Origin of the sequence: Rhizobium favelukesii, from assembly GCF_000577275.2 — a bacterium.
Classification (GTDB): domain Bacteria; phylum Pseudomonadota; class Alphaproteobacteria; order Rhizobiales; family Rhizobiaceae; genus Rhizobium; species Rhizobium favelukesii.
In genome coordinates, this window is sequence record NZ_HG916855.1 from 1,716,159 (window position 1) to 1,728,375 (window position 12,217).

9 protein-coding genes and 2 pseudogenes are annotated in these 12,217 nt (G+C 58.9%); 6 read left to right on the forward strand and 5 right to left on the reverse strand.

Annotated features, from left to right (window positions below):
* Position 1: 1 nt before the first annotated feature.
* The 4 genes and pseudogenes from paoC to LPU83_RS71715 all read left to right on the forward strand — a co-directional run bounded on the left by paoC (position 2) and on the right by LPU83_RS71715 (position 4,747).
* A pseudogene (gene paoC / locus LPU83_RS71700) lies at positions 2–2,199 on the forward strand (aldehyde oxidoreductase molybdenum-binding subunit PaoC).
* Positions 2,189–3,147, forward strand: a pseudogene (locus LPU83_RS71705) (XdhC family protein). The pseudogenes paoC and LPU83_RS71705 overlap by 11 nt, the downstream one beginning before the upstream one ends.
* A 350-nt stretch (positions 3,148–3,497) precedes the next feature.
* Positions 3,498–3,971 (forward strand): cytochrome P460 family protein, encoded by a 474-nt coding sequence (locus LPU83_RS71710; protein WP_024318200.1) that lies wholly within the window; start codon positions 3,498–3,500, stop codon positions 3,969–3,971.
* Positions 3,972–3,997: 26 nt separating this feature from the next.
* A complete protein-coding gene (locus tag LPU83_RS71715) occupies positions 3,998–4,747 on the forward strand; it encodes a DUF4405 domain-containing protein (RefSeq protein ID WP_024318201.1) in 750 nt (249 codons plus the stop codon).
* On the opposite strand, the gene LPU83_RS71720 is transcribed toward LPU83_RS71715, so the two are convergent.
* The 3 genes from LPU83_RS71720 to LPU83_RS71730 all read right to left on the reverse strand — a co-directional run bounded on the left by LPU83_RS71720 (position 4,693) and on the right by LPU83_RS71730 (position 7,778).
* Positions 4,693–5,586 carry a LysR family transcriptional regulator gene (locus LPU83_RS71720; RefSeq protein WP_024318202.1) on the reverse strand — a complete coding sequence of 298 codons (894 nt, stop codon included), beginning with the start codon at positions 5,584–5,586 and terminating at the stop codon, positions 4,693–4,695. The genes LPU83_RS71715 and LPU83_RS71720 overlap by 55 nt on opposite strands.
* A 607-nt stretch (positions 5,587–6,193) precedes the next feature.
* A complete protein-coding gene (locus LPU83_RS71725) occupies positions 6,194–6,583 on the reverse strand; it encodes a hypothetical protein (RefSeq protein ID WP_141652626.1) in 390 nt (129 codons plus the stop codon).
* 1,048 nt (positions 6,584–7,631) lie between these two features.
* Positions 7,632–7,778, reverse strand: coding sequence for a hypothetical protein (locus LPU83_RS71730; protein ID WP_157997412.1), 147 nt, complete (start codon positions 7,776–7,778; stop codon positions 7,632–7,634).
* Positions 7,779–7,781: 3 nt separating this feature from the next.
* On the opposite strand from LPU83_RS71730, the gene LPU83_RS76055 reads away from it, so the two are divergent.
* On the forward strand, positions 7,782–8,180 hold the full coding sequence (locus tag LPU83_RS76055) for a hypothetical protein (RefSeq protein ID WP_374046204.1): 399 nt from the start codon (positions 7,782–7,784) through the stop codon (positions 8,178–8,180).
* 407 nt (positions 8,181–8,587) lie between these two features.
* Here the strand turns inward: LPU83_RS76055 and LPU83_RS71735 are convergent, their stop codons facing one another.
* On the reverse strand, positions 8,588–9,334 hold the full coding sequence (locus tag LPU83_RS71735) for an NADPH-dependent F420 reductase (protein ID WP_024318788.1): 747 nt from the start codon (positions 9,332–9,334) through the stop codon (positions 8,588–8,590).
* 94 nt (positions 9,335–9,428) lie between these two features.
* Here LPU83_RS71735 and LPU83_RS71740 point away from each other — a divergent pair, with 94 nt between their 5' ends.
* Positions 9,429–9,803 carry a winged helix-turn-helix transcriptional regulator gene (locus LPU83_RS71740; RefSeq protein WP_024318787.1) on the forward strand — a complete coding sequence of 125 codons (375 nt, stop codon included), beginning with the start codon at positions 9,429–9,431 and terminating at the stop codon, positions 9,801–9,803.
* A 16-nt stretch (positions 9,804–9,819) separates the two neighbouring features.
* Here LPU83_RS71740 and LPU83_RS71745 read toward each other — a convergent pair whose 3' ends face one another.
* Positions 9,820–12,105, reverse strand: a complete 2,286-nt coding sequence (locus tag LPU83_RS71745; protein WP_024318786.1) for an AAA family ATPase — start codon at positions 12,103–12,105, stop codon at positions 9,820–9,822.
* Positions 12,106–12,217 lie beyond the last annotated feature (112 nt).

Genomic DNA, 12,217 nt, shown 5'->3' on the forward strand with positions numbered 1-12,217 from the left:
CATGAAATTCGACACACCAGCAATCAACAATCCCATCGATCAAATGAAGGTCGTCGGACAGCCCATCCCCCGCATTGACGGGCAACTGAAGACGACCGGCGAGCGATGTATGCCTATGAGTGGCATGATCCGAAGGTCCCCTATGCCTACGGTTATCCAGTCGGTTCCTCGATCGCTAAGGGCCGTGTCCGGTCAATGAACACCGATGCCGCAAAGCGGTCCCCCGGCGTTCTGGCGGTTGTCACGACTCTGGACGTGGGCAAGCGCGAAAAGGGCAAGTTCAACACGGCCAATCTCTTCGGAGGCGATGAAGTCCAGCACTACCACCAGGCCGTAGCGGTAGTTGTCGCCGAAACCTTCGAGCAGGCGCGCGCTGCGGCTTCACTCGTGAAAGTCGACTACGAAACCGCGGCGGGCAGTTTCGACCTGGCGAAGGCCAAGGACAGCGCCGTCAAGCCCGACGAGAAGCAGCAGCCCGACACAGCCGTCGGCGACTTCGAGGGAGCCTTCAAGAACGCCACCGTGACCTTAGACCAGTCCTACACCACGCCCGACCAGTCCCACTCGATGATGGAGCCGCACGCTTCGATCGCCGCCTGGGATGGCGATAAGGTGACTGTGTGGACCTCCAGCCAGATGATCGATTGGTGGCGATCCGATCTCGCGACTACACTTGGTATCGACAAGGACAATATCCATCTGATGTCGCCGTTCATCGGCGGCGGGTTCGGAGGCAAGCTATTTCTGCGAGCCGATGCCGTGCTCGCCGTGTTCGGAGCGAAGGCCGCAGGCAGACCGGTAAAGGTTGCGCTTCCGCGTCCTTTTGTGGCGAATAATACGACGCATCGGCCGGCGACGATTCAGCGTATTCGCATCGGTACGACTCGCGATGGAAAGATCACCGCGATCGCCCATGAGAGCTGGTCGGGCGACCAACCAGGCGGTCAGCTGGAAACGGCTGTCAACCAAACGAGGCTACTTTACGCCGGCGAGAACCGCATGACGGCGATGAGGTTGGCGACACTCGATTTGCCGGAAGGCAATGCTATGAGAGCGCCGGGCGAAGCACCGGGTCTCATGGCTCTCGAGATCGCAATCGACGAGATCGCCGAAAAGGTGGGCGTCGACCCTGTCGAGTTTCGTATTCTCAACGATACTCAGGTCGATCCCGAGAAGCCGGAGCGTCCGTTCACCCAAAGGAATTTGGTGGGTTGCCTCAAGCTCGGCGCGGAACGGTTCGGCTGGAACCAACGCGGCAAGCCGGGCTCTCGACGGGAAGGGAATTGGCTCATTGGCTTCGGTGTTGCAGCCGCGTTCCGGAACAACTTGCTCCTCCCGTCGGCGGCACGGGTTCGACTCGGGGCGGACGGGATCGCAACAGTCGAAACCGACATGACGGATATCGGGACCGGTAGCTATACCATCATCGCGCAGACGGCGGCGGAGATGTTGGGCCTCCCGGTGGATCGGGTGGCCGTTCAACTTGGCGACTCCCGCTTTCCGATTTCGGCGGGTTCGGGTGGGCAGTTCGGTGCGAACTGTTCCACCTCAGGCGTGTATGCCGCGTGCGTGAAGCTCCGTGAGGCGGTCGCGCAGAAGCTCGGTTTCAACACCGATGACGTTGTATTCGAGAACGGACAGGTACGATCGGGAAACCGTTCGGTCGCACTCGCCGACGCAGCCGGTCCCGATGGGCTGGTAGGCGAGGACAATATGGAATGGGGCGATCTGGCCGAAACCCATCAACAGTCGACCTTCGGTGCCCATTTCGTGGAGGTCGGCGTCGACGTCGCGACGGGTGAAACACGCATTCGGCGCATGCTTGCAGTCTGCGCCGCCGGCCGAATCCTCAACCCCATCACCGCGCGCAGCCAGGTCAACGGGGCCATGACGATGGGCGTGGGCGGTGCCCTATCTGAGGAGCTGGCGGTCGATACGAAGCAAGGCCTCTTCGTAAACCACGATCTCGCTGGCTATGAAGTCCCCGTCCACGCCGACATTCCACATCAGGAGGTGGTTTTCATGGACGAAGCAGATCCAATGTCGTCGCCGATGAAGGCTAAAGGCGTAGGCGAGCTTGGGCTTTGTGGTGTTTCGGCGGCCGTCGGCAACGCGATTTACAACGCCACCGGGGTGAGGGTGCGTCACTATCCGATGACCCTCGACAAGATCATACGCGGGCTGCCGGATGTCGCGTGACGACATTGCCTCCATTCCGGATATCTATCCGCACGAGGTCGGCGAAGCTGGCACAAGACCGACGCCGGTTCGATCGCTGCTAACTGATGATATGGAAGAAATATTTCGCTTTGCGACACGGGAGCTTGCACAGGGCAGGGTGGCGCTTGCCACCCTGGTCGAAATCCGGGGAGGAGCCGCCCACGCACTCGGCTCCCATGTCGCCATTGCGACCGATGGACGTTTCTGTGGCTATGTGTCTGGCGGCTGCATAGAGGCAGCGGTTGCTTCCGAGGCTCTCGACGCGCTCAGCCAAGACAAAGACCGGGAGGTTAGGTACGGAGAAGGCTCGCCCTTTTTCGATATTGTCCTGCCATGTGGTGGCGGAATCACGGTGTCGATACAGGTGCTGCGCGACGCTCAGGTGCTAAGCCAGGTCCTTACGGAGCTTCAGCAGCGCCGGTGTGCGGGCCTGCGGTATACGAGGTCAACAGAACAGCTTGAGATGGTCGAACCGCCGGCAAGGGCAGGCTATGTCGATGGCTGCTTTTCAACAATTTATCGGCCCCGCACGCGTGTTGTGATCTCGGGTCAAAGCGTTGAGGCCGAGCTCGTTGCTGCTCTCGCCAATTCATCCGGGTATGAGGTCGTCACGTACACGAAGAGAGAAAGATACCTGCCCGATATCGATCATTGTACCGCCGTGGTTCTTCTCCATCACGACCTCGAGGCGGAGCAGGCGCTTCTCCACGCAGCACTGCGCTCGAACGCGTTTTACATCGGTGCGTTGGGAAGCACTCGCACTCACCGCAAAAGGGTCGATAGGCTCGACAGCTCCGGGTTCACGAAGGCGCAAATCCATGGATAAAAGCGCCGATCGGTGTGTTCGGACCCGCTCGCGACGCCAGTTCACTTGCCCTTTCCATCCTGGCTGACGTTGCAGCTCGCCGCTTGTCCATCTACGCGTGACGCACTATTGCACCGATCGAGAATGCGCCAGGTTCGGTTGCGGTCGTGGTCCGCAATCGACGTCGAGATCGGCGTGAGCGCGAAGATAGACATCGATACCACTGAGCAACTTGTCGCTTTCGGCGGGCAACTGGAAGCCGACTGATCTTTGGCATCTCTTCTTGGCGCTACGCGTATTCTCTCTCGATTGATGAAATAACCTCATAACGTCAAACGGTTGCGGGCTCTAATCCTGGCCTGTCGTCTTTGCTATCTGTTGTCTGGCCGCCTCCGTATGCTCCGGAGCGAGCGGTTTGCTCACTTCTTGACTCGTTCGGTGGGGAGGACCGGCAACGAAAGGATTTATTTGAATGCCACGTAAGACCTTTGCGAGCTTGGCCTGGTTTGTCGTTGCCGGCTTAGTCGTTTTCGTGGTCGGCTATTTTTCCGGCCCAGTTATCAATGAAACCACGCCAGCTATCGCAGCAGAAAACGCCGTTACCTTTCCTCCCTTGGACAAACTTGTCCACTACACCACGGTGCGGAGGGGCGTGACACGAGAACATATGCTGACAAACCCCGAGGCGCTCGCGGCGATCAAAGCTGGCCAGCCTGTGGCAGTCGGCACGCATGTGGTTCTAGTCGATTTCCAGAGTGATGTGCTGCACCGCTACCTCGTCGCGCAGAAAATGGGCGAGGGCTCGGCCGATTGGGCGTATCAATGGTTCTGGCCGGACAAGTCCATCAAGGCCGACGAGAACGTAGCGCAGTGCTACTCGTGCCATCGTTCGCGCGAGGATCGCCAGTTCATGTTCACGTTCACCGACGCGCTGTCGTTGAAGTGAATAGGCACAGGGGCGTGTCATTCCCCATGTTCAAAAGCTTTCTTTTGCAGCGCGTGATGCTGCCGTCGTTGATGCTCGCGCTGTTGCTTCTCTCGCTTGCCTACTGGTGGCTGGGCAACGTGCCCCATGAAGCCTTCGGAACCGGGCTCTTTACGTTCCTCTGCTGGCACATCTACATGAACCGGACTTGGTTCAATAACCTGACGCGTGGGAAGTACGATGCGAGGCGAGCTGTCCGCGTGCTCCTCCATTTTGGTCTCATTGTAAACATGGGTGTGCTGCTCGTCACCAGCGTGGTTATTTCCAAGTCGGTCTTTGCCTGGCTGCCCATCCCAGATTCTGTCTACCTCAGAGAAATACACTGGTTCGCTGCCTACTGGGTCATCATCGTCACCGGCATCCACGTGGGCCTGCATTGGGAGCGTTTGCGAACGAGCTTACTGAACTTTTTGGGTGTCAGACAGACGAACCCGGTATTGCGAGCCGTCCTCCTGGCGATGGGCGCTGCCTTTGCCTTGCAGGGCACGGCGAGCTTTCGGACCCTTGGCGTCTCGACGAAGCTGACGTTCAATTACAGCTTGGATTTCTGGGACTTTACCGCCTCCGTCACGCCGTTCTTCGGTCATTGGCTGGCAGTGTTTACGCTGCCCGCCATTATCACCCACGTGCTGATGGCGATCTGGAGAATGACGAGGCGAAGACATAGGGGCGTTGAGGAAACTCAAGATCGATGGCGCAACGCGTCGAGCAACGCAGCGAATGCGGGCGAGGACTGACGTCGGCTGGGATAATAGAGATAGTAGCCGTCCCATGGAGGGGAGAATTCCTGGAGAACGTGCTGCAATCGTCCTTCCTCGATATACGGCTTGGCGATCTCGAGCGGGATGTAAGACATACCGAACCCGTCGAGCGTGGCCTCGAGCGCGTTAAATGTATTGTTGAACACGAGTTGTCCGTCCACTCGTATCCTGATTTCCTGTCCATTCTCCTCGAATTCCCAAACGTAAAGTCCTCCCGAACTCGGAAGCCTGAAGTTGATACAGGTATGGGCGACGAGGTCCTTAGGGTGAGCGGGCACGCTGTGTTCGGCAAAATACGAGGGGGACCCGACAACGGCCAGGCTGAAGTCGGGGCCGATCCGGGCGGAAATCATGTCCTTGGCAAGGTGCTCGCCCATACGCACACCGGCGTCGTAGCGCTCGGTAACGATATCCGTCAGGCCGTTGTCGAGGATGAGTTCGACTTTGATGTCGGGGTATTGCGGGAGAAATTTTCGGAGCTTCGGCCAGAGAACATGGCTGATCGCGTAGTCTGCGGCAGATATGCGGATTGTTCCCGCAGGCTTATCCTTGAGTGCGCTCAAGGCTTCGATATGAGCGTTTATCTCGTCGATATGGGGTCCGATCCCGTCGAGCAACCGCTCCCCCGCAGTGGTCAGGGATACCGCACGAGTTGTTCGCGTCAGGAGGCGCACCCCGAGCCTGGCTTCCAGCTGCCGAATTGTGTGGCTCAATGCGGACTGTGAGACACCCATCTTGGCGGCTGCGCGCGTGAAGCTGCATTCGCGCGCGACCTCGGTAAAGGCAGTTAGATCGTTGATAGACTCGCGAGCCACTAATGAATCCTTCTCATGTTTGAGACGCGATTATTAGCGGACTTCAATTAATTGAACTATTCAAATGATCTCACGCATGTGTGATCCCTCATTGTTCAGTACGTAGATGCCAGTTCGTCTTGTAGCCACGTCGGACCACTGCTCAGTCACTGTCCCGCTGTTTATTCCCCGGAATTCCACCGTCGGGCGATAGGGGAGGCTCGGAATACGACAACTGGCGAGGTCTGATCTCTGTCGCGGCGCGAACTGCCATCAGTCCCAGCGGCTTATACCTCTCAATGAGATTGATTTCGGGGTCAGTCTTCCGCTGCGAAAGCTGCATTTTTCCTCGCTTTGCTGGCAGGGCTTGGGTTGCCATGCCAGAAATTGGGCGCTCCTAAAGAGTCACTACCGTAGACGCTGTTCGACGATGGGAAAGCGATCGAATAGTCTGTGGCTATCCCGCCGATCAGTCAGCGACTTTTCATATACTTGATCGCCGACCTGCCAGGAATCCTCTTGGAAACTCCGGTATAACCTGCGGTTATTACTCTTGGAGTCTTCGCTCAACGGTTTCTGAGGAAGGGTAGAGGTTAACATTGGCGAGTTGAAGTTACCTGGCATTGCGTCACGAACCCGCTCCTGCTGCGGAAGGGCGCGCATCGAGCGCACTTTGCAGGGCGTCGTAGACTTTGTTCAACTGGCGACCATTGAATGCTGGTATCGCTGAACGCACAGCGCTGTAGCTGTCCCGCCGCACTTTCAGACGCCCTCTTTTATTTTGCGCGTATTCCATCTCAGTGCCTCGGTCAGCGCCGTTAGCGTAATCAAATCGCAGGAGCCACGAATCCTCGTGCGGAACGAGCGCGACTTTTGATACTGACACTTCGGGTACGCGAAGGTCCGCTCGGCTTATGAACCGTGTCCAGTCGCGGTCTTCGATGAGGTCATCCAAGCCTTTTTCGATATCTATGGAAGCCTTGGGGTCCCAAAGCGCAAGATTGTCGAAGGCCTCCATATATCTCTGAACGCCGTTTTGAATAGTCTCGAGCGACTTTCTCGTCGTCGCCAAGTTCCTGAGCGCGATAGCGCAGGCAGCCCTCCGCGGTGTCGAATTCTTCGGATGCATCGAATATCTCGATCTCATCGTCGAAGCGAACCGAGGCGCGTACGCCCCATTCAGCGTAACTAACCATCGCTTGGTCGCTCGTCCTCCTCAGGAAATATAACCTCAAGCCCTCCGTACGACCTTCCGGTGGCAGGCAAGCGGCGCGCGCCGAAAACTGCGCGAGAGTGAGCCACGCCACGAGCTATGGACGGCAAAGCTTTGGTGATTGCCATCGGAAGCGTGGGACCAGCGGCATCCCGTTCTCCGTCATCGTACTTGCCGAAGAAGAGGAGGGGGAAGGCGCATTCCATTGCTGCTTCGGCTGCGGTGGGGACGGGCGGGTGGACGATCGGGTTGCGGTATCGGTCACAGAGCATTCCTTGCTTGCACTTGGCTACAAGAAAAGGGTCATCCGGAAAAGGAGACCGGCCGCAAGTGGCTTTCCGCCCCGAGGTACGTTGTCGCCAATACCCGCGCGTTCCTCGACGGCTTAAACCCTGGTCACTTAGAGCGCCGTGCGTTCGAATGGGCGCACAAAGGACGCTCTAACTCTTTGAGCCTACGCATCGTGCTTTCCGAAAATCGATTCCGATTTTCGGGTCGATGCTGTAGCGAAACCAAGGATCGGACAGTTGTCCTTACGTCTGGAAAGAGTTCACAAAGAAGACCGCGCTCAATGGACGTACTCGCAGCAACCTCACTTCACCCGCTGGGTGGGAGCGCCTGACCTAAGTCGGTCCCGGTTCGCGATCCTCCGGCGTCGGGATAGCCAAACGACCTCGCAGCCATACGTTCGTAGATTCGGAGGAACGTTCCCGGAAGAACATTCGTTTGGACGGAGGCAATCAGGCTTATGACCCACGCAGATTCAGTTGTTGACATGCTCAAGCAAGCCGATGGCGCGCTTCATCTTTCGTGCTTTGTGAACGCCAATATTCCACACGAAACGCTCAGCCGGCTAGTCGTCGCCGGCATTGCCGTGCGGACTGCCTTCGGCTACTACGCGCTCAAGGGCAAGATTGATAGCCGCGACCTCCCATGGGTTGGCTTCGCCCTGGCGCTGCCAGACGGAGCCCTCGGCCTTCTCACCGCCGCCAGATTCCATGGAATGACTAACGAGCAACCCGAATCGATACAGGCTTTCGTTCCACGTCGCTATGGCGGGTCCGTTAACATAGGAGGCGATTGCACGGAGCATGTCGATGCCATCAGTTCTCGGAATCCCAGGTTTTTAACGGTCGGAATCGACAGTGTGAGGCTAGCTGGAACCGATGTCCGCGTCACCGACCAGGAGCGAACACTCGTCGACCTATTCATTTTCAGTCCACTTAACCGAGTGAGAGCAGCCGCTGCTCGAGCCACAGATCAGACGTTCTTCGACGCCCTCCAAAGGTGCGCCGCAAACCCGGGTTTCTCAATCGATCGCTTGCACGACATCGCCGACGCCTTGGGGTGTTCGGACCGACTTGTTGCTACGACGAAACTGTTCGGATTTAGGCGGAAATAGCTTTAGAGACCGATTGGCGCGCTTTCCAGCTGCGACGCACTCTGGTTGATTACTTCTCTCACAAAATCCGCGACCAACGAGCGCGTGAAATGGCCTCGAAGACAGCCGCATGCGTCGTAGGAATTTTCGCGTTGCTTTTGCGGAAGCCAAACCTTGCTGTGGGAAATACAACGTTGCTTTTCACACTACACGTTCAAAACCGCCTAGATGTTCCAAAGAGTGCGGTTTCGGCGTTGAAGCTGGGTGAGTGAGTAAAGCTAAGGCTTTCTCCCACAGGGCTTCTGCGCCGCTCGATCCAACAAAGGGTGTTGCACACCGGTTCAGAGCGCGTTTGTTGCTTTTCACGAGGCATCGATCTGCAACACGTACAGCCTATGTTGCAGATCAAAAGCATGGCCTCTGTTGCTTTATTGTAGAGGATTCAGCGAGCGGTTCATTGCCACGACATCATCGTGGGTGGGGTTCGCTCCGAGCGTTGCAAATTTGCCCATGAGCTGGTCACGCTTCTTAGACGCCTCACCCTTCACCGCCGCATCGAGCGCCTTGCGCATGGTGGGCGCGTCGTAGTCGCAGCAGTATCCTGGCGTCGACGGCTGCTGCCGCCAGGACTCCGAAAGCGGTCCGCTATCAACCGGATCGAACCCGACTTCGCTCACAATCCTCATAACAAGCTGCTTCGCTGCGTCGTTATCTCCGGCGACCGCTACTGCCAGGCGACCGGGCGTCCCTTCAGGCTGACCCAGTTCGGCCAGCGAATGCGCAAGGATATTGTTGAACGCCTTGATGACGGAACGGCCGAGTTGCTTTGAGACCCACACGCTTTCGACCTCACCTGCATCAAGGTCGGTAATCTGCGGATCGCGCAGGCCAGGATAGTAGTTGCTGGTGTCGACGACCGGGACACTGGCAGGCAGGTCGCTAAAGTGGTCTTTCGATAGCTTTTCGATGGCGGGAAGCGGAATGGATATGATGACCAAATCTGCCCCGGCGATAGCTCCGTTCGTGTCGGCGGCAGTCGCTCCGATCTCCTCCGCGAAGGGCTGCACAGCGTCCGCGCCCTTGGAGTTCGCGACCCTGACCTCATGGCCCGCAGATGCGAGCTTGCGGGCAAGGGTGCCCCCGATGTTGCCAATGCCGATGATGCCGATTTTCATGCCGATGCTCCTGTTGCTCTGCCCACCAAGATATTAGATACTGCGGCATCGACAAGAACTGACGGATAAGTGGGTTACCCACCAAAAGGTAAGTATGACATTGGATCGGGACTGGAAGTGCGGAGACCCGCAACAGCATCTCAAGTGGGCAGAAGCGACCACCGACGCCCTCCGGGTACTGGAAGGCAAATGGAAGATCGTGATCATCTGCCAGTTGTTCGGAGCCAAAGAGCCACTTCGCTTTTCCGAACTCGAACGGCGGTGCGAAGGCGTGAACCAGAAGATGCTGATCCAGCAACTGAAGGAACTGGAGAAGGACGGCATAGTCACCCGCACCGTCTATCCTCAGGTGCCGCCCAAGGTGGAATACGCGCTGACCGAGATTGGCAAAGCGCTCGGGCCGTCGATGGCCGAACTGATCGACTGGGCCTTCATGCGTAAGGAGCGGCTGGCATCCAAGGAAGCGTAATGACACGCACCTTCGCTTATTCCACGACAAACCTTAGGGCAGTGTGCCTGGCGAGGCTCGAAGGAGACGCCGCGATTATCTCATTGATGAGATCAATGTCTCCGACGAGAACGACGGCCTCAATACCGCGAGTTATGGCCGTGTAGAGCATGGTCCGGTCCAGCAGCTTCGACCGGACGACGGGGATGATGACCCGCTTGAATGCCGACCCTTGTGCCTTATGGACGCTGATCGCCCAGCCGTGGGTGAGCTTCTCAAGATCGGCCGTGGTGATCGCGTCTTCAGCGCCATCGTCGAACCGCACCCAGGCACCTTTGGGATGGGGTTTGGTGACGACTCCGAGGGAGCCGTTCATGAACCCCGCGCAGATCGGATCGCCCGTCATTTTGTCGACAACGGGCTTCCCTTCGGCGTCGAGCAGAGGGGCCTTCGAGTAATCGTTCTTCAGCCACATGATCTTCGAGCCGACGCTCAGACCCCAATCCTCGACGTTGGGCTGCCTGTCCATGTATTCGACCTCGATGGCACGGTTCAGCTCCTTCGATCCGGCCGGGCCGTTCTTCACCTGTGTGAGTATCTGGACGTCCATCTCGTGCAGGGCGGCCGTCTTGCCATAGGCTGGAACCCGTCCGCACATGGCGCGGAAGGCGGCTATGGTCTTTCCGGCCACATCATCTTTCGACGCCGGGAAGAGATAGACGCCAGGTGTCAGCGCAACATTCGGATCGAAGCGCCTGAGGCCGACCGCCTTCCCGGTGCGCACGGCGGATGCGACGGCCGGAATGCCGGTGGCGTCGTCCTGCCTGTGAACAATGTCCAAAGTGACCGAAGGAATGCCCGGTGCCTTGACCATGGTGTGGAAGGGCAGGCCGGGTCCGATAGGCGGGAGCTGGCCGGGATCACCGATGAAGATCAGGTTGACCTCGATAGGCAACTGCGCGAGCACCCGGTAGATCGACGGGGTATCGAGCATCGAGGATTCGTCGAAGATGACAGTGCCAGCTTGGACGCGGCGGCCAGCATCCTCGATGTCGTGCACCAGCCGCGAGAGGGTGCTTGCGGGGCGACCTGTGGCTTCGCTGATCCGCCTGACGGCACGCCCAGCCAGTGCCACCTGCAGGTGTTCGACGCCATGGCGCTGCGAAGCTGGAAGATGATCGCGCATGGCCTCCAGCGCGGCAAGGATCGCCCGGACGACGGTCGTCTTGCCCGTGCCCGCGCCACCGCTGATCACGCAGACGCCGCAGGTGGTGGCCATGAAGACCGCCTCTCGCTGCGCATCGGTAAGGGCGTAGCCGATATCCGCCTCGACCTTGGCCATGGCATCGACAACCAGCTTGCCGTCGAATCCCGGAACTTCGCGGCCCATGCGCACGCCGATCTGCCGAGCGACCTCATCCTCCATGAATCGACAGGCTCTTGATTGCAGAAGGTCGCAAGCTGGAGAAACCACGCGACCGCTGGCCAAGGCCAGATCGATGGCACTTACCGGATCGCCAGTCCAAGGTGCAAGCAGCCGCTTCACCAGATGTTTCAGAACCGGGGAAGGGGAGGCCATGTTCCCTGCCCGGAAGCGGATGGCCAACGCCTCCTCGACGGCGGCCGTCAGTCGCCTCGGATCATCCAGGGCAACACCGAGCCGAAGTGCTCTCGCATCCACATCCTTCCACGGCTCCAGCAACGTCATCGTGAAGGGATCGGCCTTGATGCGGTCGATGGCTCCAAGACCCCAGACACGGGCGGCGGCACCAGCCACGCGAGGAGAGACACCGTATCGATCCAGCCAGCGGAAGATTTCGGCCTCTTCGGCGAGCATGCCGAACCCGTCGACGATAGCGATGGCCCGATCCGCTCCGACGACGTCCGCGAGCGCCTTCAGATCGCGATCCCGGATGATGTCGTAGGTGGTCTCGCCGAAGCGCTCCCAGACCCTTTCTGCCGTCGCCCAGCCGATCCCGATGAAGCGCTTGTCGGTAGCAAGGTGGCGGATAATCGCCCGCCCTTTGGTGACGAGGGGCAGTGCCACCTCGGCATGGAGCTGCGGACCATGTTCTGGATGGAGTTGGATCGAGCCTGTGACACGCCACGTCTCGCCAACGGCCGGATCACGCGGCGATCTCTTGGAAAGAACGAGGGCACGGCGGAGCTGCTCGGTCTCGTCGCGACCGATGATGACATGGTCGCCGAACCGGCTGGCATGGACTGACGTGATGGAGAGCTCCCAGGACTGCTCAGAACGCTCACCAAGGACCAGGAACGTCTGCCCCTCTGCGCCACCCCGTCGTTGATTGGCCCCTGCCATGGGCTCTGGCTCTCCGTTCACTGCGGCCACCCACGACGGGACGTCGCGGGTCCCTGCGCCTCGTTCACTGCGATCCAGCTCCCACGGCCTGTCGGGACCACGACGGCGCGGC